Here is a 22,708-nt window from a genome sequence, read left to right on the forward strand (position 1 = left end):
ACAAATTACAAAAAAGAACAAATTTTAACCATCTACTAAATTTTTGTAATTTATTTGATAAATTTTTCTAATTACATCTTTTCAAATTAAAAATTGCTTGATAGACTCCAATCCACATCAAAAACACAACATTTGATAAATATTTTTCATTTTAAATGATAAACAGGAGTATTTTATGAGCGATTTAAACGCATTGTTCCAAAAAATCAAACAACGTGATCCTAACCAAGCACCATTCCACCAAGCGGTGGAAGAAGTTTTCGGTTCATTAGCGCCTTTCCTTGCGAAAAACCCACAATATACTCAACAAGGTATTCTAGAACGTATTGTTGAACCAGAACGTGTTATTACCTTCCGTGTCACTTGGGTTGATGACAAAGGTCAGGTACAAGTAAACCGTGGTTACCGTGTTCAAATGAACTCTGCGATTGGTCCTTATAAAGGCGGTATTCGTTTCCATCCAACGGTAGATTTAGGTGTTTTAAAATTCTTAGCATTTGAACAAGTATTTAAAAATGCTTTAACAACGCTTCCAATGGGTGGCGGTAAAGGTGGTTCAGATTTCGATCCGAAAGGTAAATCTGATGCCGAAGTAATGCGTTTCTGCCAAGCATTTATGACTGAATTGTCTCGTCACATTGGCGCTGATACAGACGTACCTGCAGGTGATATTGGTGTAGGTGGCCGTGAAATCGGCTATATGTACGGTCAATATAAAAAATTACGTAACGAATTTACTTCTGTTTTAACAGGTAAAAGCCTTACTTGGGGCGGTAGCTTAATTCGTCCAGAAGCAACAGGTTACGGTGCGGTTTACTTTGCAGATGCAATGTTAGCAACTAAAGGTCAAAGCTTTGACGGTAAACGTGTTGTGATTTCTGGTTCTGGTAACGTAGCACAATATGCGGCAGAAAAAGCGATTCAAAAAGGTGCGAAGGTATTAACAGTATCAGATTCGAACGGTTATGTACTCTTCCCTGATTCAGGTATGACTGAAAAACAATTAGCGGATTTATTAGAATTGAAAAATGTACGCCGTGAACGTTTATCTGTATATGCACAAGAACAAGGTATTCAATACTTTGAAGGTCAAAAACCATGGGGCGTAAAATGTGATATCGCACTTCCATGCGCAACACAAAATGAGTTAGATGGTGAAGATGCAAAAGAATTAGTGAAAAATGGCTGTTTCTGTGTGGCTGAAGGCGCAAATATGCCAACCACATTAGCAGGCGTTGAAGTGTTTATCGCTGCAAAAATTCTTTATGCACCAGGTAAAGCAGCAAATGCTGGGGGCGTAGCAACTTCAGGTTTAGAAATGAGCCAAAACGCAATTCGCTTATCATGGACTCGTGAAGAAGTCGATCAACGTCTATTTAATATCATGACTGCAATCCACCAAAACTGTGTGGAAAACGGTACAGAAGCAGACGGTTATGTGAACTATGTAAACGGTGCAAATATCGCAGGCTTCAAAAAAGTTGCAACTGCAATGTTAGAACAAGGCATTGTTTAACTTCTCTTAAAATAAGCCCTCTTCGGAGGGTTTATTTTTGTGCCAATCATTCATTCCCCTCTTCTCTCTCCTTCAAATTAAAGTGAGCCTAGCGCATTGCAAATTCTTGTGAAAATTCGACCGCTTATCAATACAAAAAGCCCTCGAAAATTACTCTTCGAGGGCTGACGAGTTAAACTAGCAGATTATTTTGCCGCTTTTAACTCTTGATAGTATTTTTCGTAAAGCTCAATTGCATTACCAACATCATCTTGCCATTGTGATTTTTGTAACACTTCAGCGGTTGGATAAATTGCTGGATCTTCAGTAATTTCTTTTGGTAATGTTTTTAATGCTTCAACGTTTGAAGTTGGGTAACCAATTTCTAACGTTAATTTCTCTGCCACAGGCGCACTTAATAAGTAGTTAATTAACTTATGTGCATTTTCTTTGTTTTTCGCATTTGCAGGAATTGCTAATGTATCAACCCAAAGTACAGGACCTTCTTTCGGGAACACCATATTTACTGGCGCTTGTTCTTTTTTCGCAATACGAACAGAACCGTTCCATAATTGACCTACAGAAACTTCACCCGCAATAAATGAGTTTGCAGGGTTATCTGATGTGAATGAAAGTACGTTTGGACGTAATTTTCTCAATTCTTCGTACGCTGCTTTGATCTCTTCTGGATCAGTTGTATTTGGATTTTTACCTAATTTTAATAACGCAATGTTAAACACTTCGCGTGCATCATCTAATAACTGGATTTTGTTGGCAAACTCAGGTTTCCATAAATCACCCCAAGAGGTAAACGCTTCACCTTGGTAGTCACTTGTGTTAAATGCGATACCTGGCGCACCTAATAATTGTGGTAAAGAGTATTTGTTACCTTGGTCGTAAGGTTTGTTTAACCAATCTTGGTTTAACTCTTTGATTACAGGAAGTTGAGCGTGATCTAATTCCGCTAACATACCTTCTTTCGCCATTTTTGAAACGAAGTAGTTAGAAGGTGCGATAACATCGTAACCGCCGTCTTTACCTTGTAATTTTAATTTTGCATACATGGTTTCGTTTGACTCAAGGCTTGAAACCTCTACTTTGATGCCCGTTTGCTTGGTAAATTCATCTAACAAGCCTTCAGGCACGTATTCAGTCCAAGTATAAAGGTGAACTGTGCCTGATGCTGCTGGTTGAGCCGCTGCGTCCGCCGCTTTTGGCTTATCTTCATTACACGCTGTTAATGCAACTGTGGCTAAACCTGCTGCAAATAAACCCGCTAATTTTTTCATTTAAGTTTTCTCCGTTAAAGAAAAGATGAGTAAAAATATAGCCTTGTCTAAGGGCTTAAAAGACGAGGGCGATTTTAAGCCACCCCCTAGATTTTGCAAGGATTTTCTAGTTAAAAGCGCTATTTTTTGCAAATTATTTTTAATAATTGATAGACATTATCGCTTTTACCTTGAAATCAGCAAATTTAACGCTATATTAATGGCGTTTTTGCACTTTATAGATTTGAATAAAACAAAGAGGATTTAATATGACAACTCAAAATGAAAATGCACAAGCTCAAACCGAACAAGTTGAAATTTCAACTGAAGCGGAATTAGAGCAAACAACCGAACTCCAACAAGAACAACCTGTTGAGGTCGAACTTGCAGCCGCTTATGCACGTATCAATGAGTTAGAAACTTATATTTCAGAAGCAGACAACCGTGAAAAAGATATTCAACTACGTGCGCAAGCAGAAATCCAAAACATTCGCCGCCGTGCTGAACAAGATGTAGAAAAAGCACATAAATTTGCACTCGAAAAATTCTCAAAAGAATTGCTCACCGTGGTAGATAACCTTGAACGTGGCTTAAATGCACTAGATACCGCAGTTACTGATGAAAAAACGCAAGCATTAGTAGACGGCGTAGAAATGACCCACAAAGAATTTATCTCTACCCTTGCAAAATTTGGTGTAGAAGCAGTTGGCGTAGTGGGTGAAGCATTCAATCCAGAACTTCACCAAGCAATTTCAATGCAACCTGCTGAAGGCATTGAAGCAAACCATATCAGCGTGGTATTACAAAAAGGCTACACCTTACAAGGTCGTGTTCTTCGCCCTGCAATGGTAATGGTTGCTGGTTAATCCCTAAAAATAACCGCTTGTTAGCCAAACAAGCGGTTAAATTTTTCCTAAATTTTGCAAAAATTATGTCCTTACAATTTAATCCCATTTCACTCTTTTTGGTTGCACTGATTTTTCTTGGTGTCGTTGGAAACAATAATTCAATCACCATTGCTGCTGCCGTATTATTGCTCGTACAACAAACTTTTCTCAGCAAATATCTGCCTTTCTTAGATAAACACGGCTTAAGCATTGGTATTATTATTTTAACTATCGGCGTATTAAGCCCGATTGTTTCAGGCAAAATTTCACTACCCGCACTAAATGAATTTCTAAACTGGAAAATGTTGCTTGCAGTGGTCGCTGGGATTGCAGTCGCTTGGCTAGGAGGCAGAGGAGTAACGTTAATGGGTAGCCAACCGCTACTTGTTACAGGTTTACTGATTGGCACTATTATTGGTGTGGCATTATTAGGCGGCGTCCCCGTCGGCCCATTAATTGCCGCAGGGATGTTGTCATTGCTAGTGGGGAAAGGTTAATAAAAATCGCATAACAGATTAAAAAATAATGACTTCTTGCTGTTATGCGACATCGTACTCACTTATTCTTTTTTAGATAAAAGTAGTTGTACTTTATCTTTTATAATGGATACATGAGGAATATACTTCAACACTGGGGCTACAACTTTTTGTATTGGAGCAGGAAGAAAATGAACAAATGCCTTAATATTACTGAGTTCTAACTCATTAATAATATAGCTAAATGCATTCGTGAAATAATTCCCTGCCTTTTCCCAAAAAGTTGGCTTTCTATTTTTAATATTTCTCTTCAATCTTTCTATCATTTCCTCAACATCTTGAAATTGTATTTTATAAATGCTTTGTTCAAGTTCCGTTAACTCACATTGCTTTTTAAGTCTATGTTTATATAATGTATCTACTTTCTATAAGGAGGCATTATGCAAGTTCAAATTAAAAAATGGGGAAACAGTGCAGCAGTACGTATTCCGCAAGCCATTTTGGCGCAGTTACAATGGCAAGAAAACGACAGTTGCGATATAGAAGTACTGAATGATAGCTTAGTATTGCGTTCGTTAAAGCCAAAGAAAAAATACGATCTCAAAACTTTGCTGGCAGAAATGCCCGAAGAATTACCAATGGTAGAAAATTGGGACACAATGCCTGATGCTGGTTTGGAGAAGTAAAATGTACACTCCAAATCGTGGCGATATTATTCATTTACCATTTGATCCTGCCAGTGGGCAAGAAATGAAAGGCGACCATTTTGCCTTAGTTGTCAGCAGTAAACTGTTTAATGAGCGTGGACTCGCATTTGTTTGTCCGATCTCACAAGGTGCAGCTAATTATACACGCTCATTTGGTACCGTAGTTAGCTTAATGGGGAGTGGCACACATACACAAGGTGCTATACATTGTCATCAGCTAAAATCTCTCGATTGGCGAGTGCGCCACGCTAAACGTAAAGAAACTGTACCTGATTTTATTTTAGAAGATGTGCTACTACGCATTGAAGCAATCTTATCCGAATAGCTTTTCAATAATAACGATATCTCAATGAAACCTTTGCAAAAAAATTTTAAAAACAGACCGCTTGATGAAAGCCAAAAAGCATTAATCGCCAATCTAAAAGATCTCACGAATACCGACTATCGTCGCTTACGCTCTCGTATTCACAGCATTTCAAGCATTAAAAAAGAAGAAACTAAACATAAAATAATAGCGGAAATTGAACGTGAAATTATCTCGGCTCAAGCAACGTTCCAAGCGAGAAAAGCACAACTCGCCAACCTTAAAATCACTTACCCCGATCTCCCCGTTTCGGCTCGCCATGAGGAAATTCTCAAGCTGATTGCCGAAAATCAAGTGGTGGTGATTGCGGGAGAAACAGGTTCGGGTAAAACCACCCAGTTGCCGAAAATGTGTTTGGAGCTCGGGCGTGGCGTAAAAGGCTTAATTGGTCATACTCAGCCTCGCCGTTTGGCTGCGCGTTCGGTGGCAAGCCGTATCGCTGAAGAGCTGAAAAGCGAAATGGGCGCAACGGTAGGTTATAAAGTCCGTTTTAACGACCAAGTAGGCGAAAATACGTTGGTAAAATTGATGACCGACGGGATTTTGCTTGCCGAAATCCAAAACGACCGCTACCTCAATCAGTACGACACACTGATTATTGACGAAGCGCACGAACGTTCGCTCAACAACGATTTTATTTTGGGTTATCTCAAACAAATTCTGCACAAGCGCCCTGATCTGAAAGTGATCATTACCTCAGCGACCATTGATGTAGAACGTTTCTCTCGCCATTTTAACAATGCGCCGATTATTGAAGTTTCTGGGCGAACTTTCCCTGTTGAGGTGCGTTATCGCCCAATTGTGGAGGAAGAAGATCAAGACCAACTGCAAGGCATTTTAAATGCGGTGGACGAACTGCAAGCCGAAGGGCGTGGCGATATTTTGATTTTTATGAGCGGTGAGCGTGAAATTCGTGATACTGCCGAAGCATTGCAAAAACAAGAGTTAAGATTTACCGAAATCCTACCGCTTTACGCACGACTTTCAGCAGCAGAACAACAACGGATTTTCCAGCCAAGCGGTCTAAATCGAGTGATTTTAGCCACCAACGTGGCGGAAACCTCGCTAACCATTCCGAATATCAAATATGTAATTGATACAGGGACAGCACGTATTTCTCGTTATAGCTACCGCACCAAAGTGCAACGTCTACCGATTGAACCGATTTCGCAAGCCTCGGCTAATCAGCGAAAAGGTCGCTGCGGGCGAACCAGTGAAGGGATTTGTATCCGCCTCTATTCTGAGGAGGATTTCAACGCACGTCCTGAATTTACCGATCCTGAAATTCTGCGTACCAATCTGGCTTCCGTTATTTTGCAAATGACTTCACTCGGACTGTCAGATATTGAGGCGTTTCCGTTTGTGGATCGTCCTGATACCCGTCAAGTACAAGATGGCGTGCGTTTGTTGGAAGAATTAGGGGCGATTGGAGCGGAAAAACGCAAATTAACTGCAATCGGCAAACAGCTAGCCCAATTACCTATTGATCCTCGCTTGGGGCGTATGGTGATTGCAGCAAGCCAAAACGGTTCATTGCACGAAGTGATGATGATTGTCTCGGCGTTGTCGATTCAAGATCCCCGTGAGCGTCCGCAAGAACGCCAGCAGGCTTCGGACGAAAAACACCGCCGTTTTGCAGACAATGATTCCGATTTCTTGGCGTTTGTGAATTTATGGCATTACCTTCAAACCCAGCAAAAAGCACTAACAAAAAACCAGTTCCGCAAGCAGTGCCAGAAAGATTTCCTCAGCTATTTACGAGTGCGTGAGTGGCAAGATATTTATCATCAGCTTCGTCTTGCAGTGCGTGAAATGGGCTTGCCGATTAACAGCGAACCTGCAAATTATCAACAAATTCACACCGCTTTACTCACGGGTTTGCTGTCGCATATCGGGCAAAAAGACAGCGAGAAAATGCACTACCTCGGGGCGAGAAATGCGCATTTTTATGTGTTCCCGAATTCTGCGCTATTCAAAAAGCAACCGAAATGGCTTGCCGCTTCGGAATTGGTGGAAACCACCAAACTCTGGGCAAGAACAGTGGCAAAAATCGAGCCTGAATGGATTGAGCCACTCGCTAGCCATTTAATCAAACGCGGTTACAGCGAGCCGCGCTGGTCAAAATCAAAAGGTGCGGTAATGGCGTATGAAAAAGTGTCGCTGTATGGTATTCCAATCGTAGCGAACCGTTTGGTGAATTACGGCTCAATTGACCCGACCGTCAGCCGTGAAATTTTTATTCGCTCGGCAATGGTGGAAGGCGATTGGCATAACAATTACAAATTTTTCAAAGAAAATAACCGCTTGATCAAAGAAGTTGAGGAGCTGGAACACAAGTCTCGCCGTCGAGATATTTTGGTGGACGAACAGACCTTGTTTGATTTTTACGATCAGCGTATCGGCACTGAGGTAGTTTCCAGCCGTCATTTCGATACGTGGTGGAAAAAGGCGAGCAAAAAAGATCCTGAACTGCTCAATTTTGAAAAATCGTTTTTGATGAATGACCATGCCAATACCGTGAGCGAATTGGATTTCCCGAATTTCTGGTATCAAGGTGATTTAAAACTGAAATTAAGTTACCAATTTGAAATCGGGCAAGAGCACGATGGCGTAACGGTACATATTCCGTTGCCGTTGCTCAATCAGGTCGAGCCGGAGGGTTTTGATTGGCAAATCCCAGGTTTACGCCACGAGTTAGTGGTGTCGCTCATTAAATCATTGCCGAAAGCGACACGGCGAAATTTTGTGCCTGCGCCGAACTACGCAGAGGCTTTCCTTGGCAGAGCCGAACCGTACAAAAAACCGCTGCTCGAAAGCCTTGCTTATGAACTACGTCGAATGACGGGCGTAACAGTGGAAAATGAACTGTGGAATCTTGCCGAAATTGCTCCACACTTGCGGATAAATTTCCGTGTAGTCGATGAAAAAGGTAAGAAAATCCAAGAAAGTGAAAACTTGGACGAGCTGAAATTTGCCCTCAAAGATCAGGTGCAAGAAAGCCTCTCGACCATTGCAGATGACGGCATTGAGCAAAGTGGCGTGCATTTGTGGAATTTCTCCACACTACCGCAATGTTACGAACAGAAAAAAGCCAATTTCAGTGTCAAAGCCTACCCTGCGATTGTCGATGAGCAAACCGCTGTCGGCGTGAAATTATTTGAAACCGAGTTTGAACAAGCTCGGGCAATGCAGGCAGGGTTACGCCGTTTGTTATTGCTTAACGTGCCATCACCGATCAAATATTTGCACGAAAAATTGCCAAATAAGGCAAAACTCGGGCTATATTTTGCGCTATTCGGCAAGGTGTTGGAGTTGATTGATGACTGTATCGCCTGTGCGGTGGATAAACTGGTCGATGAATTCGGCGGTTTTGTCTGGAATGAGGAAAAATTCCATGAATTGCACGACTTTGTGCGAGGTAATTTAAACGACACCACCGCAGAAATTGCACTCCAAGTGGAAAAAATCCTCACGCTTGCCTTTGCACTCAACAAGCGAATGAAAGGCAAAATGGACTTCACTATGGCGTTTGCGTTAAGCGATATTAAAGCGCAATTAAGCGGGCTAATTTACCCTGATTTTGTCACCAAAACAGGCTACCAACGGCTTGCAGATTTGCACCGTTATTTGACCGCTATCGACAAGCGTTTGGACAAACTCGGCACCGACACCAATACTGATCGCGCGAAAATGTTGCGGGTAGAACAGGTAGAAAACGCCTACAAACAGCTGCTCGCCAAACTGCCAAAATCCAAAGTAATCCCAGATGAAGCGTTGGAAATCCGCTATATGATTGAAGAACTGCGTGTTAGCCTATTTGCCCAACAACTCGGTACTAAATACCCGATTTCCGATAAACGGATTTTGGTGGCGATTGGGGAAGTAAAATAAATGTAGCACCCGATGTAAACGATGTATTTCGATTGCCGCCCACGCACGAGCCGTACGTGGTTACGAGGCTCTGCTAGCCTACTGAGCCACTTTATGGCTCTATCTTATCTCCTGTTCATAAGTAATCGAAATTTCATAACCTGTTAATTTTTAAAGAAAATCCCCTCTTTAGCACAGAGGGGTTTGGGGAGATTTGGCAGAAGTAATTGGCGAAGTGAGCAGGTAACAAGCGGGAAAATTTCCTCAAAATTTTGCATTTGCAGAAAATCAGAAAAATTTAACCGCTTGTCATAAACTCAAACTCTCACCTCTTGCGGGAGAGACGGATTCTCGTCTACTGATACGAGTTCAACAAAAAAGATATGAGTTGGAAGATACGCTATCAGAAGTCAATACACAAATTTTTATGCGGGCGGACACAGGACTCGCCCCTACATTTTATAAATAACGCAATATTTTTACTTGAGCTCCCTACGCAAGATCTCAGCGCCAGCGCTCAGTGCGTGGAGTTTCCCTCGGGCGACAGCACGTGGCAGCGGTGCCATTCCGCAGTTGGTGCAAGGGTAAAGCTTATCTGCATCCACAAATTGCAATGCTTTGCGTAAGGTGTTAGCCACTTCTTCGGCGGTTTCGATCTTATGCGTTGCGACATCAATTGCGCCAAGCATTACTTTTTTGCCGCGAACGAGTTCGATTAAATCCATTGGTACACGTGAGTTTTGGCATTCCAGTGAGATAATATCGATCTTAGATTGTTGCAATTTTGGGAAAGATTCTTCGTATTGGCGCCATTCTGAACCAAGTGTTTGTTTCCAATCGGTATTTGCTTTAATGCCGTAGCCGTAGCAAATATGCACGGCAGTTTCGCATTTTAGCCCTTCGATTGCTCGCTCAAGTGCAGCAATGCCCCAATCATTTACTTCGTCAAAAAATACATTAAACGCAGGTTCATCAAATTGGATAATATCCACCCCTGCGGCTTCCAGTTCTTTTGCTTCTTCGTTCAGAATTTTGGCAAATTCCCATGCGAGTTTTTCACGGCTTTTGTAGTGGGCATCATAAAGCGTGTCAATCATCGTCATTGGGCCTGGCAATGCCCATTTAATCAATTGATCGGTGTATTTTCGCAAAAATTTTGCATCTTCCACAAACACAGGTTTGGTACGAGCAACCGCATCAACTACCGTGGGTACACTTGCATCATAGCGATTACGAATCCGCACCGTTTCTCGTTTTTCAAAATCTACACCGCTTAAATGCTCAATAAAGGTTGTTACAAAATGTTGACGTGTTTGTTCTCCGTCGCTGATGATATCAAGACCCGCCGCCTCTTGTTCTTTTAATGAGAGCAATAAAGCATCTTTTTTCGCTTCAATTAATTCATCACCTTGTGGTTTCCAAGGTGACCAAAGTTTTTCAGGCTCGGCCAACCACGAAGGTTTAGGTAAGCTACCTACAGTAGATGTGGGGAATAATTTGCTCATAATAAAATCTTTCCTGTTCGTTATTTAGTTTGTTGTGTTGCCAGCCAGTTATCAAGCACTGCTTGATATGGTTGGATAAAGTGCACATCGGCGTATTGCCCTTGCACCACCGCTAATTGTGAGCGCTCAACCCGATCGTATTCAACTAGTGTTGTAGCATGATCATCATGATTAAGACTTGGCTGATAAAGTTTGCTCGCTGCAGTATTAGCCGCATAAATCTCAGGACGATAAATTTTTTGGAAACTTTCCATCGTACTGATAGTAGCAATCAGCTCTAGCGCTGAGTAATCATTCAGCAAATCACCTTGATGATAGAACGCAAAAGGTGCGCTGCTGTTTTGTGGCATAAAATAACGTACTTTAAGCCCCATTTTGCCGAAGTAAGCATCGGTTAATGAATTTTCATTTTGTTGATATTCCACACCAAGAATCGGATGGCTATTGGTCGTTTGTTGGTACACTTTGTTGGTTGAAACACTTAAACAAATAACGGGCGCTTTACTGAAATTTGCTTGATAGACGTCAGAATTTAAGAAATGCTTAAACAATTCACCGTGTAAATCACCATAGTTCTCTGGCACGCTAAACGAAGCTTTACCCTGATTAAACGCAGGTAGCAATACGCTAAAGTCATAATCGCGCACAAAAGAAGAAAAATTATTTCCGACAATGCCTTGATAGCGTTTGTTTTGATGATGATCGATAATTGTAGTTTCTAACACTTCGATAAACGGAAAATCTGCATTTGCTTGATCAACATTTAACTCAACCGAAATAATATCTAATTCAACAGAATAGCGATCGCCTTGCGCATTATCCCAATGCGCTAATTGATTAAAACGGCGATTAATCATTGCAATGGCACGGCGTAAATTTTGCTGACGGTTCTCGCCTCAAGCAAGGTTTGCAAAATTAGTGGTTAAACGAGTGCCTTCCGCAGGGGCATAATTTTCATCAAAATGAGTGCGGTATAACTTAAAGGTAATTTCTTGAGACATATATCCCCCTGTAACTACTGTGAATGCTTTTTGCTAATAAATAATTAAAAATGTAAACAAAGTGTAACAAGTGATTTAAATGAAATAAAATGATAGTTTTTAATCTTGAACATGATTAAATTTCATAATTAACCATTCAAATTAAGTTTATGGGGAATAAAGTGCTTGCGTACGAAAAGAGAAGCGGTCAAATTTCGGTTATTTTTTGCAAAATTTTAAGAAAATTTGACCGCTTGTGCCAGCTAAAGGGTTAAGGGTAATTGCCAATTAATGGCTGGAATGCCTTTTGCTGCTAAATAAGCATTCGCTTGTGAGAAATGGCGACAACCTAAAAAACCACGATGAGCAGATAATGGTGAAGGATGTGGAGCGGTTAGTACACAGTGGCGCGAGCGGTCGATAAACTGCCCTTTTTTCTGTGCGTGACTGCCCCAAAGTAAAAAGACTAAATTAGTGCGATGTTGATTGAGCTGAGCGATCACTTTATCAGTAAAAATCTCCCAACCGAAATTCGCATGCGAATGCGCCTGCCCTTGACGTACTGTAAGTACCGTATTAAGCAATAATACTCCCTGCTTTGCCCAATCAACTAAATAGCCATGGGCTGGAATTTGGAATCCTTCAATATCTTGTGCGAGTTCTTTATACATATTCACCAAAGAAGGAGGGGGAGCAACGGGTGGTTTCACTGAAAAAGCGAGCCCATGCGCTTGATTTGGACCATGATAAGGATCTTGCCCTAAAATCACCACCTTCACATCTTTAAATTCTGTTAAAGCAAAAGCGCTAAACACTTCTTTTTGCGGTGGATAAACCGTTACCCCATTTGCTCTTTCTTGCTGAACCTGTTGCAAAATATGTTGAAAATAAGGCTGTTGCTTTTCTTCGCCCAAGGCTTCTGTCCAATTGTTCATAATTTACCCTATTAAATTTTGTTAAAAATGTTGAGTCTCTCTATTTATCTTAGTTTATTTTTTATACGATTAATGCTTTTTTGATAACAATTTTTCAACTTTTAGTAGAATTATTCAAAAAAAATGATAAAATTCACACATAAACAAAATTTGAATTTATCAAAAAATTTTATAATTTTCTAGCCAATACTGAGGAGTATCAATATGATCAAAGGCGTACAAATTACAGAATCTTCAAACAGCAACTTAGTAAACTCTTTCTGGTTATTAGACGAAGAGAAAAACGAAGCACGCTGCATCGCAGCTAAAGGTGATGCATATAAAGAAGACCAAATCGTTGCAATTAGCGAGTTAGGTCAAATTGCATACCGTGAAGTGCCAGTAAATGTTGCACCAACAATCAAAGTAGAAGGTGGTCAGCATTTAAACGTAAATGTTTTACGCCGTGAAACATTAGAAGATGCTGTAAAAAACCCTGAAAAATATCCACAATTAACCATCCGTGTTTCTGGTTATGCAGTACGTTTCAACTCATTAACACCAGAACAACAGCGTGATGTAATCACTCGTACTTTCACAGAAAGCTTATAATAACAGCTTTACTGCCTATTTTCTTAAAAAAGCACCTTCGGGTGCTTTTTTATTATCTCATTTGCAAATTTCGGGCGAAATTCGACCGCTTGCCAAACAATTCTCACCGATAAAGCGAACAAAACACTGGATATTTTTACAAAAAATTATTCCACAGGATTGACACTGTTTTTTTAATCAGTAAAATAACCTGTATAAACAAACAGTTTAGATAGAGGATACAAAAAATGGCTTCAATTCGATCGCTTACCCGTGAATTATCATATCAACCACTGCCAATGTACCGTGATATGAATAGCGAACGCTCAATTAAATTAGATCTTAATTCGCTTTGCATTAAACGCCCGACCGAAACCTTCTTTATTCAAGTGAAAAATCCGCATTTAATTGCTTGGGGGATTGAACTTGATGATTTGCTGATCGTTGAGCAATCTGCACAATATTTCGTTAACGATTTACTTGTGCTTGAAAAAAATGGCGAATATAAGTTTTATCAATTCTTTAAAGAAATTGAGAATAACGAAGGCACTCAAGAAATTATTCTGTTTTCATTAGACGTGAGCGAACCAAACTTACGTATTCAGAACTGGCAAGAAGTGACAGTTGCAGGGGTAATTACCAATGTAGTGCATCAAATGCGTCATCGTTTTGCGCAAACAACGACTGAGAGAAAATATGCAGCATAAACAAAAAAGGTCGCTAACCTATATTTAGCGACCTCTAGTTTGTTTTACATTACTCGGCGAGATTGAGTATAAGTTTTTGCCCAATAGCGTTCTGAAAGTGAACTCGTTGTAACTCCTTGGCTTGAACTAGCATGTACAAATTTACCGTTACCAATATAAACACCAACATGATTATTGCGACGGAAAAATACTAAATCACCTGGACGTAATTCTGATTTTGAAATAGCGCGTCCTGAATAACGTTGTTCTGCCGTTGAACGAGGTAAATCAATATTAAATGCGCCAAGCATTGTTTTTTGTACAAAAGCAGAACAATCAATACCATTATGCCCTTCTCCACCTAAACGATAACGTGTTCCAACCCATTTGCGGTAAATTTTATTCACTCTTTGCGTCGCAGAATTGGCAGCATACTCTTGTGCAGAAGCCTTGCTGTTTGTAGCTGATTTAGCATTTTTATATGCAACTTGAGCTTTAATTTGCTCGGCTGTTGCTGCTTTAGCAACAATTTTGATTTGGTTTGGTGTGGCAGGTGTACTACTTAAACTCGCAGAAACCATTGAAGAATAGCTTGCAAACGTAGCAAACAATACAAAAGTGAATAATGGCTTAAGCCTTGTTAAAGTAGTATTTTTTTTCATCATAATTTGTGTCTCGCCAGAACAACTACAGCGGTTAATTCCTGTCTATAAGAATTAAATGTTACATTAAAAAAGGCTTATCGATTGATAAGCCGTAATCTATAATTTGAATCAGTATAGACGATTATTTTGCCAATGTCCTCAAAAATTTTATCTCATCTGCCCAAATTTCAGGCTCAATGGTTTCTAAAATGAGCGGAATATCATCAAAGCGGTCATCTTGCATGATAAATTTACAGAAGTCTGTACCAATTGTACCTTCTCTCAACGTGTGATGGCGATCAACACGGCTACCTAGCGGTGTTTTTGAACCATTTAGGTGCATTCCTCGTAAATATTGAAAACCTACCACCTGCTCAAACTCGCTAAATGTTTGTTCGCAATCCGACAGAGAACTAATATCGTATCCTGCTGAAAACAGATGACAAGTGTCTAAACAAACTCCTACTCGACTTTTGTCGTCCACTTGGTCAATAATTTCGGCTAAATGTTCAAAGCGATAACCTAAATTAGAGCCTTGCCCTGCGGTATTTTCAATTACCGCCACCACATTTGGGACTTTTTCTACCGCAATATTAATTGACTCCGCAATGCGCGCTAAACATTCACTTTCCGAAATTTTATTTAAATGTGCACCAGGGTGAAAATTCAGTAATTTCAACCCAAGCTGATTTGCTCTTTGCATTTCATCAATAAATGCTTCTCGCGACTTAGCTAAATTTTCTGCCTCTGGATTACCTAAATTAATTAAATAACTATCGTGAGGCAAAATATGATCAGCAGAAAATTGATGTACTTTGCAAAAACGCTTAAATTTTTCGATAGTATCTGCCTTCAATGCTGGCGCTTTCCATTGACGTTGGTTTTTCGTAAACAATGCAAACGCATTTGCACCAATTTCCACCGCTCTTAATACCGCATTTTCAACACCGCCAGAAGCACTTACGTGCGCACCAATATATTTCATCTTCTTATCCTATTCGTGTAAAATTACTTATTTACTCAATCACTTAATTTAATCACTATGAGCGAAACTACAATCAACGATTTTTCACTACTTTGCCGTTTATTCGGTAATTTATTCTACCGTTCTCCAACTGACCCAATCCTTGCAGAAACATTTGCATGGCTTTCACAAGGCGGATTGCGCCAACAATGGGCGCTTTCTACCGATGCACAAAGCGAACTCGCCTTAACCGTATTAGAAAAAAATGCTAACCCTACGCAATTACAGGCAAGCTATCAAGCACTTTTTGGTGAGACTGGGGCTATTGCTACAACAATTTCTGCCTATAATGTTGACGTTGCTGACTTTGTTAATTTCCGCCAAAGCCGTGCAATGCCTGAACTTGAAGCACCTGATCATGTTGCATTATTACTTTTAACCGCTTCTTGGATTGAAGATAATTTAGATTCAACTGTCGCCCAACAAAGCTTTTTTGAGCAATTTTTATTGCCTTGTGCCGCTAAATTCTTAGGTAAAATTGAAGCGCACGATAATGGCTTTTATAAAGCGCTTGCTCAACTTTGCCGTGATGCGCTTAGCGCCATGGCAGATGAGTTAGAAGAATTATCTGAGCAAGAAAATTAGATAATGGTATGAAGCTAAGCGCTTTAAGTGATAAACTTAAGACGCTTAATTTTTGAGCTTAACTTTTCTCTTATTCATATCAATCGGAGGTAATATGAAAAAGTATGCTTGGCTCCCATTAATCGCCCTTTCAATGCTGGTGTCAGCTTGTAGCTTAACCCCACAACAACAAGCTGAACGCCAAGCCCGACAAATCAAAGCCCACCAAGCTTTATCTATTGAACTGGCAAAACAATGTGACGTTGAAACGGCGGAACTGATGACGCAGTTGTACAATCCACCTGTCGATCAAACAGACCAACAAAAAGCCCAATTGGCAAAACGCTATCAGAAAAAGGTAAACGACCCTTTATTCCAAGCCTGTAACAAGCTCGCATGGGATAACTACAAACACCAAGCGGAATTAGAACAAATCCAGCGCTACTATGATTTTGATCGTATACGCTTCCACCCTTGGCACTATTGCTACACTTGTTGGTAGAAATCGTTAACAAAAAAGGACATATTTATCCCAATTAAATATGTCCTTTTCATTTGCAAAATTTTACTAAAAGTTAACCGCTTGTTTAGCTACTTTTGCGATAGCTCAGGCACAAATATGCAATGGAAGCGCATAAAGTACAAAGCGCCATTGCATACAACATTGGGCGCTCGCTACTAATTGCCACATAAGAAAGCGATGCGCCAATTAAAGAACCAATACCAAAGCGTGCCGTGCCCGCTACCGCATTCGCGGTACCCGCCATTTGTGGATAACGTTCTAAAATAGCAGCAGTTGCATTACTACCAATGGTTGAAAGCATACCGACATATAGAGGAACGCCTAATGCCATTGCCCAAAAACCTAGCTGGAAAAATGCGACGAAGGCAAGCCAAATACCTGCTAAAAGTTGTGCAAATAGCCCAACTCTTAGCATAGTTTCTGAGCCGACTTTAACCACAATACGTCCATTCAGAGCAGTCATTGAAACCATTACAATCATATTTAAGCCGAAGAAATAACCAAAATATTCTTGTGAAATACCATACAGCCCGATATAAACAATCGAACCCGATGTTAAGAAACAGAACATACCCGCAAAGGTTAAACCGCCAACTAAAACATAGCCTAACGTCGATTTATCCGATAACAATGCGCCATAATTTTTTAACACATTCATAAAATTAAGCGGCTGGCGTTTTTCTAGACTAAGGGTTTCAGGAATTTGCCAAATAATTAACACCGTGCATAATCCCCCCATTAAAACTAACGCATAAAAAATCGAATGCCAGTGAAACCATTTCGCTAAATAGCCACCCAGCATGGGAGCAATAAGTGGTGCGATCATCGAAATAATCATAATCATCGACATCATTTTGGCAAAACGATTACGATCAAACAGATCTCGCACTAACGCCCCTAGCACAACCGAAGGCGCCGCACCACATAAGCCTTGTAATAAACGCAGCAGATAGAAATTCTCGATAGCTTCGACTTGAGTCAGGAAAAATGCCGAAATAGAAGCACCAACTAAGCCAATTAAAATCACGGGTTTACGCCCAAAGCTATCAGCAATAGGCCCCCAAAACAATTGTCCAACAGCAAATCCGAATGTAAAAATCGCCAACGTTGTTTGAACTTGCTCCTGTGCGATATTTAAATCCCTTGCAATATCAAGGAATGACGGAAGATACATATCAATCGCCAAAGGCGGTAACATTGCCATCATTCCCAAAATAATAAAAAAACATGGATGAGGTTTATGATTTACCATTAAAATCCTCCAATTTCTTGTGCGGTTAAAGCTCGATATTCACCTTCTACAAGACTTTCATCCAAAATCACATCACCAATACGCCAGCGATGCAGTGCCTCAACTTTATTTCCTAGTGCCGCAAACATTCGTTTTACTTGATGATAACGCCCTTCACTAATGGTTAAATTCACATTGTAATCATCAATAATTTCCATTTGTGCGGATAAACAAGGTTCTCGTTCGCCACGCAATAAAATACCTTCCGCCAATTTTTGGGCGTAAAAATCTTCCACAGGATCAGCCAAAGTGACTAAATATGTTTTTTCACAATGATGTTTCGGCGAAGTAATACGATGTGACCATTTTCCGTCATCGGTAAGCAATACTAAACCTGTAGTATCAACGTCTAAACGCCCTGCAGTATGCAATTTGGTCATTAATGGATAATCAAAAAATTGAAATACTGTTGGATATTCAGTATCATCATGTGAACAAACATAGCCTTGCGGTTTATACAACATAAAGTATTGACCTTCATCGACCCATTCTAGCTGCTCACCCTCGTAACAAATTTCATCGGTTTCACTAATTTTGGCTGCACCACTCTTTTCTACTTTTCCATTTACAGTGACCAAACCACTTTTAAGAGCTTTGCCTGCCTGCGAACGAGTAAGCCCCGTATTTTCGGCAATAAATTTATCTAAACGCATATTTTTCTCGAATATTTGGAAGGATGTTTGAATAAAAAGGAAGCGGTCAAAAATGCGGGATTTTTTGCAAATTTGTCTCTACTTTTGACCGCTTATAACGTGAGGATTATAGCACAATTTCTTGCACAAACGGGCTATCTAAATGGATAATCGGTAAGTTTGAATGATTCCAACAGCGGAGCAATTGATATTGCATCAGTTCGAGTGTATCCAGACCTGGCGTGGTTTGCGGAGTATATTGCTGGGCCAAACGAGCCAATTGAGTTAAACCGAGACTGGATTCAATACTTGAGCTAATCACTGCCATAAGCCCTTGCTGATGAGCTTGCTCAATCAAACCAATACACTTTTGTAATGAGCCAACTAGAGTGGGTTTAATCACAATAGCGGTCAAATTTGGCTCATTTTTTACCAAAAAATCTGACTCACGCACCGTTTCATCCCAAGCAATCGCAATGCCCGAAGCTTGAGCAAATTGACGAGAAAGCTCAGGCGTTTGGCAAGGTTCTTCAATAAATTGAATGCGCTTTTTATGTTCATTTGCAATTTTTTCGGCAAATTTAGCCGCTTTCTGCAAGCTCCAGCCACGATTTGCATCTAAGCGTAGCTTTAAATCAGGCAAAGCTTCAAGCAACATATTGGCAATTAAACCATCTCGATTCGCTTCATAAAGCCCAACTTTCATCTTACCGACTTTCTCGCCGTCTAATGCATTAAGCTCGGCATATAATTCATCAGGATCGCCATAACACAAAACTGCAGCACGATAATTAGCTGCTTCGCCGAGTTCATGATGTAGCTCTGCGAGCGCACAACTTACCCCAAACGCTACTGACGGTGCATAGTTTTCTAAATTATCTGGTTGTTGATTTAGCCATTTCTCGATCCAATGTTTGGCTTGAGTTTCTGCCTCTTCTAAAGTTTCTAAGCTAAATTCAGGAAGCGGAGCAATCTCACCCCAGCCAATTTGATCCGCCTCAGCTAATTTAATCAATAAGCCTTCCCGCTGTTTTAAACGGCGGTTTCGTAAAATCACACCCGTTTCAACGGGAATTTGGTAACGATACAGTTGCGCTTTACGCATAAAAAGCCCTCAAAATTGTAATATTTTGTGCTTATTTTACCGCTATTCTGGCGTGAGGCGAGCGAATCTTTGCTGGAGATGAAGAAATCAATCACGTAGGCGACTAAAATCGCCCATGATAAATTCTTTTTTTTAACATCGGAGGGATTATTTTTTCCATAAAACTTTTTCATATAATGCATAGCCAACTTCCTGTAGGCTTTGATTAATAAACATTTTTGCTTCACTTTTCCATTTTATTTCTTGTGTTTGTAAAAAGCGTTTAGGCAAAAAATGTTTTAATAATGGAATTTTAGCAATAATATTTCCAAGCGATTCATTTTTTAAAACAGTGGACATTTGAAAACGAATCAACATATTTTCTGAAGGAATTAAAATACCTTCATCTTGAATTTCAAACTCATTAAATTGCTTACCATTCCAAATAAGCTGCTTAAGTGGTTGTTTTCCTCGCCATTCTGCCCAAATAACTGAATGATTTTCAGACAAAAAACGCCCCCAATACAACTCTGAAAGCACCAATTTCCAAGGCGCAAAATTCATTTCTAGCATTTCTGCGTACCCTAAGCCTTGATATTCTTTGTCTTGAAAAGTTAAATGGAAATGTGCTTTAGGTGTGTGGCAATGCCAATTTAAATACTGACTCGCATTCTCAACGAAGGTGGATTTAATTTCGGATTGGTGAGGAATCCAATATGCTGAAAAGTCTAAAGATTTATGATTAATCGAACGATCTATTTGTTTAACACTAAATAAACTACTTTTTTCAATTTGTCTTCCATTTTTACTATTAAATAAAATTGAAGTATAAGGAATCTTAATTCCTAATAAGCAAAGTTCTGCACAATCAATGATAAACGCATTTCCTTGCTTATCTATGCCGTCATAATAATGTTTTTTTAAATAAAACATTGCGCTCTCCTTCTATAATTTTTGTTATGCATTCCATTTTATCAGAATCTTACAAAACAATCACTTTCTTTACAAAACATTTTATAAATAAGTAAATGTATAAGTGCACTCCTTGCAGATACACACTGGAAAAAAAGCCCTTTTTCCGTTACAATTTACAGAATTTTGTAACAAATTCAGAGAGATTATTCATGTCAAACCAAAAACGAAAAATGCTGGTTACCTGTGCCCTTCCCTATGCAAACGGTGCAATCCATTTAGGCCATATGCTTGAACATATCCAAGCGGATATTTGGGTACGCTTCCAACGTATGCGTGGTAACGAAATTCACTTCGTTTGTGCCGATGATGCACACGGTACGCCAATTATGCTTAATGCAGCAAAACAAGGCATTACCCCTGAACAATTAATCGAGAAAGCGAAAACCGATCACATTGCAGATTTCAAAGGCTTCAATATCAGTTTCGATAACTACCATTCAACACACAGTGAAGAAAACCGTGAACTTACTACAGAAATGTATAAAAAATTACGTACAAATGGTTTTATTAAAAGTCGTGTGATTTCTCAGTTATTCGATCCTGAAAAACAAATGTTTTTGCCTGATCGTTTTGTCAAAGGCACCTGCCCAAAATGTAAAGCAGAAGATCAATACGGCGATAACTGTGAAGTTTGTGCTTCAACGTATAGCCCAATGGATTTAATCAATCCTCGTTCAGCGGTTTCTGGTGCAACGCCTGTGGTCAAAGAGTCCGAACACTTCTTCTTTGACTTACCAAGTTTTGAAGGCATGTTAAAAGAGTGGACTCGCTCGGGTTCTTTACAACCTGAAATTGCGAACAAAATGCAAGAATGGTTTGAAAGTGGCTTACAACAATGGGATATCAGCCGTGATGCACCTTATTTCGGTTTCCCAATTCCAGATGCAGAAAATAAATTCTTCTATGTGTGGTTAGATGCACCGATTGGTTATATGGCATCATTCAAAAATTTATGTGAGCGCACAGGGTTAAACTTTGATGAGTTCTGGCAAAAAGATGCTGACACGGAGCTTTATCACTTTATTGGTAAAGATATCGTGTATTTCCACAGTCTATTCTGGCCTGCAATGTTAGAAGGTTGTGAATTACGTAAACCAACTAACGTATTTGCACACGGTTACGTGACAGTAGATGGCGTAAAAATGTCAAAATCACGAGGTACATTTATCCAAGCAAGCACTTATTTGAAACATATTGATCCTGAATGTTTACGTTATTACTACGCAGCAAAACTGAATGAGCGTATTGAAGATTTAGATTTAAGCCTTGAAGATTTCGTACAGCGTGTCAACAGTGATATTGTCAATAAATTAGTGAACCTTGCTTCACGTAATGCAAGTTTTATCGCAAAACGCTTTGAAGGTAAATTGGCTGCACAATTAGAAGATGAAGCACTTTTTGCTGAATTTATTGCACAATCAGAACAAATCGCAACACATTATGAAAATCGTGAATTTAACAAAGTGATTCGTTTAATTATGGATCTATGCGATAAAGCCAATAAATATGTAGATGACAAAGCGCCTTGGGTAATTGCTAAACAAGAAGGCAGTGATGCGCAATTACAAGCAGTTTGCTCCATGGGTATTGAGTTATTCCGTGTATTAATGAGCTACTTAAAACCTGTGTTACCACAGTTAGCAGAACGTGCCGAAGCCTTCTTACAAACGGAATTAACTTGGGACAATATTCATCTGCCATTATTAGGCAAAAATGTTGCACCATTTAAATCGTTATTCTCTCGCCTTGAGAAAAAACAAATTGATGCGGTAATTGAAGAAACGAAAGCACTGTTTGCAGAGCAAAATAAAACCGAAGATAAAAAAGGGAAACAAAAAGTGGAAAATATTGAAAACACAGGCGTTGAGCCAATTGCGGCAGAAATCACTATTGATGATTTTGCAAAATTAGATTTACGTGTAGCAAAAGTTATTAGCTGTGAAGCCGTACCTGAATCAAATAAATTATTGAAATTCCAATTAGATTTAGGTGATCACCAGCGCCAAGTGTTATCAGGTATTAAAGCAGCTTATAGTAATCCTGAAGAATTAGTTGGTCGTTTTGTTATTATGGTCGCAAACCTTGCACCACGCAAAATGAAATTTGGCGTATCAGAAGGCATGATCCTATCGGCAGGGACAGGCGGTGCAGATTTATTCTTACTTTCAGCTGATGAAGGTATCCGCCCTGGTATGCAAGTAAAATAATAGCAATAACAAGCGGTGAAA

21 protein-coding genes and 1 pseudogene are annotated in these 22,708 nt (G+C 39.8%); 11 read left to right on the forward strand and 11 right to left on the reverse strand.

The features are described from left to right. Nucleotides 1-175: 175 nt before the first annotated feature. Nucleotides 176-1,516: an NADP-specific glutamate dehydrogenase gene (gene gdhA, locus F8M47_RS03875; protein ID WP_150538878.1), complete on the forward strand. Its 1,341-nt coding sequence runs from the start codon at nucleotides 176-178 to the stop codon at nucleotides 1,514-1,516. Nucleotides 1,517-1,701: 185 nt separating this feature from the next. Here gdhA and F8M47_RS03880 read toward each other — a convergent pair whose 3' ends face one another. Further along, nucleotides 1,702-2,784, reverse strand: a complete 1,083-nt coding sequence (locus F8M47_RS03880) for an extracellular solute-binding protein (RefSeq protein ID WP_150538879.1) — start codon at nucleotides 2,782-2,784, stop codon at nucleotides 1,702-1,704. A gap of 248 nt (nucleotides 2,785-3,032) precedes the next feature. Here F8M47_RS03880 and grpE point away from each other — a divergent pair, with 248 nt between their 5' ends. Beyond that, complete coding sequence (gene grpE, locus F8M47_RS03885) at nucleotides 3,033-3,629, forward strand: nucleotide exchange factor GrpE (RefSeq protein WP_150538880.1); 597 nt, start codon at nucleotides 3,033-3,035, stop codon at nucleotides 3,627-3,629. 65 nt (nucleotides 3,630-3,694) lie between these two features. After that, nucleotides 3,695-4,147, forward strand: coding sequence for a DUF441 domain-containing protein (locus F8M47_RS03890; RefSeq protein WP_150538881.1), 453 nt, complete (start codon nucleotides 3,695-3,697; stop codon nucleotides 4,145-4,147). Nucleotides 4,148-4,209: 62 nt separating this feature from the next. On the opposite strand, the gene F8M47_RS03895 is transcribed toward F8M47_RS03890, so the two are convergent. After that, on the reverse strand, nucleotides 4,210-4,452 hold the full coding sequence (locus tag F8M47_RS03895; RefSeq protein ID WP_150538882.1) for a hypothetical protein: 243 nt from the start codon (nucleotides 4,450-4,452) through the stop codon (nucleotides 4,210-4,212). A gap of 114 nt (nucleotides 4,453-4,566) precedes the next feature. Between F8M47_RS03895 and F8M47_RS03900 the strand changes: the two genes are divergently transcribed. The 3 genes from F8M47_RS03900 to hrpA are packed head-to-tail and all read left to right on the forward strand — an operon-like array spanning nucleotide 4,567 to nucleotide 9,088. Further along, nucleotides 4,567-4,812 (forward strand): AbrB/MazE/SpoVT family DNA-binding domain-containing protein, encoded by a 246-nt coding sequence (locus F8M47_RS03900; RefSeq protein WP_150538883.1) that lies wholly within the window; start codon nucleotides 4,567-4,569, stop codon nucleotides 4,810-4,812. A 1-nt stretch (nucleotide 4,813) separates the two neighbouring features. Further along, nucleotides 4,814-5,158 (forward strand): type II toxin-antitoxin system PemK/MazF family toxin, encoded by a 345-nt coding sequence (locus tag F8M47_RS03905; RefSeq protein ID WP_150538884.1) that lies wholly within the window; start codon nucleotides 4,814-4,816, stop codon nucleotides 5,156-5,158. 24 nt (nucleotides 5,159-5,182) lie between these two features. After that, nucleotides 5,183-9,088: an ATP-dependent RNA helicase HrpA gene (hrpA, locus tag F8M47_RS03910; protein ID WP_150538885.1), complete on the forward strand. Its 3,906-nt coding sequence runs from the start codon at nucleotides 5,183-5,185 to the stop codon at nucleotides 9,086-9,088. A gap of 458 nt (nucleotides 9,089-9,546) precedes the next feature. On the opposite strand, the gene F8M47_RS03915 is transcribed toward hrpA, so the two are convergent. From F8M47_RS03915 to ung, 3 genes and pseudogenes are all read right to left on the reverse strand, one after another. Beyond that, on the reverse strand, nucleotides 9,547-10,572 hold the full coding sequence (locus F8M47_RS03915) for a methionine synthase (RefSeq protein WP_150538886.1): 1,026 nt from the start codon (nucleotides 10,570-10,572) through the stop codon (nucleotides 9,547-9,549). 20 nt (nucleotides 10,573-10,592) lie between these two features. Continuing rightward, a pseudogene (locus F8M47_RS03920) lies at nucleotides 10,593-11,573 on the reverse strand (putative oxygenase MesX). A gap of 242 nt (nucleotides 11,574-11,815) precedes the next feature. Continuing rightward, nucleotides 11,816-12,487 carry a uracil-DNA glycosylase gene (gene ung / locus F8M47_RS03925; protein WP_150538887.1) on the reverse strand — a complete coding sequence of 224 codons (672 nt, stop codon included), beginning with the start codon at nucleotides 12,485-12,487 and terminating at the stop codon, nucleotides 11,816-11,818. Between the two features lie 204 nt (nucleotides 12,488-12,691). On the opposite strand from ung, the gene grcA reads away from it, so the two are divergent. Continuing rightward, complete coding sequence (grcA, locus tag F8M47_RS03930; protein WP_150538888.1) at nucleotides 12,692-13,078, forward strand: autonomous glycyl radical cofactor GrcA; 387 nt, start codon at nucleotides 12,692-12,694, stop codon at nucleotides 13,076-13,078. Nucleotides 13,079-13,305: 227 nt separating this feature from the next. Then, entirely contained in the window at nucleotides 13,306-13,764 is a 459-nt protein-coding gene (locus F8M47_RS03935; RefSeq protein ID WP_150538889.1) for a LexA family protein, read from the forward strand. A gap of 44 nt (nucleotides 13,765-13,808) precedes the next feature. Here F8M47_RS03935 and F8M47_RS03940 read toward each other — a convergent pair whose 3' ends face one another. After that, nucleotides 13,809-14,405 carry a C40 family peptidase gene (locus F8M47_RS03940; protein WP_150538934.1) on the reverse strand — a complete coding sequence of 199 codons (597 nt, stop codon included), beginning with the start codon at nucleotides 14,403-14,405 and terminating at the stop codon, nucleotides 13,809-13,811. Between the two features lie 124 nt (nucleotides 14,406-14,529). Next, a complete protein-coding gene (nfo, locus tag F8M47_RS03945) occupies nucleotides 14,530-15,372 on the reverse strand; it encodes a deoxyribonuclease IV (protein ID WP_150538890.1) in 843 nt (280 codons plus the stop codon). A gap of 57 nt (nucleotides 15,373-15,429) precedes the next feature. Between nfo and F8M47_RS03950 the strand changes: the two genes are divergently transcribed. Then, nucleotides 15,430-15,996: a TorD/DmsD family molecular chaperone gene (locus F8M47_RS03950; RefSeq protein ID WP_150538891.1), complete on the forward strand. Its 567-nt coding sequence runs from the start codon at nucleotides 15,430-15,432 to the stop codon at nucleotides 15,994-15,996. A 94-nt stretch (nucleotides 15,997-16,090) separates the two neighbouring features. After that, nucleotides 16,091-16,477 (forward strand): hypothetical protein, encoded by a 387-nt coding sequence (locus F8M47_RS03955; RefSeq protein ID WP_150538892.1) that lies wholly within the window; start codon nucleotides 16,091-16,093, stop codon nucleotides 16,475-16,477. Between the two features lie 85 nt (nucleotides 16,478-16,562). Here the strand turns inward: F8M47_RS03955 and F8M47_RS03960 are convergent, their stop codons facing one another. From F8M47_RS03960 to F8M47_RS03975, 4 genes are all read right to left on the reverse strand, one after another. Continuing rightward, nucleotides 16,563-17,750: a Bcr/CflA family multidrug efflux MFS transporter gene (locus tag F8M47_RS03960; RefSeq protein WP_150538893.1), complete on the reverse strand. Its 1,188-nt coding sequence runs from the start codon at nucleotides 17,748-17,750 to the stop codon at nucleotides 16,563-16,565. Beyond that, complete coding sequence (gene rsuA, locus F8M47_RS03965; RefSeq protein ID WP_150538894.1) at nucleotides 17,750-18,442, reverse strand: 16S rRNA pseudouridine(516) synthase RsuA; 693 nt, start codon at nucleotides 18,440-18,442, stop codon at nucleotides 17,750-17,752. Before rsuA ends, F8M47_RS03960 begins: the two co-directional genes overlap by 1 nt. 106 nt (nucleotides 18,443-18,548) lie before the next feature. After that, nucleotides 18,549-19,526, reverse strand: coding sequence for an o-succinylbenzoate synthase (gene menC, locus F8M47_RS03970; RefSeq protein WP_150538895.1), 978 nt, complete (start codon nucleotides 19,524-19,526; stop codon nucleotides 18,549-18,551). 147 nt (nucleotides 19,527-19,673) lie between these two features. Further along, nucleotides 19,674-20,438, reverse strand: coding sequence for a hypothetical protein (locus tag F8M47_RS03975; protein WP_150538896.1), 765 nt, complete (start codon nucleotides 20,436-20,438; stop codon nucleotides 19,674-19,676). Between the two features lie 191 nt (nucleotides 20,439-20,629). Here F8M47_RS03975 and metG point away from each other — a divergent pair, with 191 nt between their 5' ends. After that, a complete protein-coding gene (gene metG, locus F8M47_RS03980) occupies nucleotides 20,630-22,687 on the forward strand; it encodes a methionine--tRNA ligase (protein ID WP_150538897.1) in 2,058 nt (685 codons plus the stop codon). Nucleotides 22,688-22,708: the final 21 nt, after the last annotated feature.

The organism is Actinobacillus vicugnae, assembly GCF_901687125.1.
Classification (GTDB): domain Bacteria; phylum Pseudomonadota; class Gammaproteobacteria; order Enterobacterales; family Pasteurellaceae; genus Actinobacillus; species Actinobacillus vicugnae.

What these genes read in the sequence shown, in the direction of transcription:
- gdhA (WP_150538878.1), top strand. Translation starts at nt 176, where the DNA reads ATGAGCGATTTAAACGCATTGTTCCAAAAAATCAAACAACGTGATCCT.
- F8M47_RS03880 (WP_150538879.1), bottom strand. Translation starts at nt 2,784, where the DNA reads ATGAAAAAATTAGCGGGTTTATTTGCAGCAGGTTTAGCCACAGTTGCA.
- grpE (WP_150538880.1), top strand. Translation starts at nt 3,033, where the DNA reads ATGACAACTCAAAATGAAAATGCACAAGCTCAAACCGAACAAGTTGAA.
- F8M47_RS03890 (WP_150538881.1), top strand. Translation starts at nt 3,695, where the DNA reads ATGTCCTTACAATTTAATCCCATTTCACTCTTTTTGGTTGCACTGATT.
- F8M47_RS03895 (WP_150538882.1), bottom strand. Translation starts at nt 4,452, where the DNA reads ATGATAGAAAGATTGAAGAGAAATATTAAAAATAGAAAGCCAACTTTT.
- F8M47_RS03900 (WP_150538883.1), top strand. Translation starts at nt 4,567, where the DNA reads ATGCAAGTTCAAATTAAAAAATGGGGAAACAGTGCAGCAGTACGTATT.
- F8M47_RS03905 (WP_150538884.1), top strand. Translation starts at nt 4,814, where the DNA reads ATGTACACTCCAAATCGTGGCGATATTATTCATTTACCATTTGATCCT.
- hrpA (WP_150538885.1), top strand. Translation starts at nt 5,183, where the DNA reads ATGAAACCTTTGCAAAAAAATTTTAAAAACAGACCGCTTGATGAAAGC.
- F8M47_RS03915 (WP_150538886.1), bottom strand. Translation starts at nt 10,572, where the DNA reads ATGAGCAAATTATTCCCCACATCTACTGTAGGTAGCTTACCTAAACCT.
- ung (WP_150538887.1), bottom strand. Translation starts at nt 12,487, where the DNA reads ATGAACAATTGGACAGAAGCCTTGGGCGAAGAAAAGCAACAGCCTTAT.
- grcA (WP_150538888.1), top strand. Translation starts at nt 12,692, where the DNA reads ATGATCAAAGGCGTACAAATTACAGAATCTTCAAACAGCAACTTAGTA.
- F8M47_RS03935 (WP_150538889.1), top strand. Translation starts at nt 13,306, where the DNA reads ATGGCTTCAATTCGATCGCTTACCCGTGAATTATCATATCAACCACTG.
- F8M47_RS03940 (WP_150538934.1), bottom strand. Translation starts at nt 14,405, where the DNA reads ATGAAAAAAAATACTACTTTAACAAGGCTTAAGCCATTATTCACTTTT.
- nfo (WP_150538890.1), bottom strand. Translation starts at nt 15,372, where the DNA reads ATGAAATATATTGGTGCGCACGTAAGTGCTTCTGGCGGTGTTGAAAAT.
- F8M47_RS03950 (WP_150538891.1), top strand. Translation starts at nt 15,430, where the DNA reads ATGAGCGAAACTACAATCAACGATTTTTCACTACTTTGCCGTTTATTC.
- F8M47_RS03955 (WP_150538892.1), top strand. Translation starts at nt 16,091, where the DNA reads ATGAAAAAGTATGCTTGGCTCCCATTAATCGCCCTTTCAATGCTGGTG.
- F8M47_RS03960 (WP_150538893.1), bottom strand. Translation starts at nt 17,750, where the DNA reads ATGGTAAATCATAAACCTCATCCATGTTTTTTTATTATTTTGGGAATG.
- rsuA (WP_150538894.1), bottom strand. Translation starts at nt 18,442, where the DNA reads ATGCGTTTAGATAAATTTATTGCCGAAAATACGGGGCTTACTCGTTCG.
- menC (WP_150538895.1), bottom strand. Translation starts at nt 19,526, where the DNA reads ATGCGTAAAGCGCAACTGTATCGTTACCAAATTCCCGTTGAAACGGGT.
- F8M47_RS03975 (WP_150538896.1), bottom strand. Translation starts at nt 20,438, where the DNA reads ATGTTTTATTTAAAAAAACATTATTATGACGGCATAGATAAGCAAGGA.
- metG (WP_150538897.1), top strand. Translation starts at nt 20,630, where the DNA reads ATGTCAAACCAAAAACGAAAAATGCTGGTTACCTGTGCCCTTCCCTAT.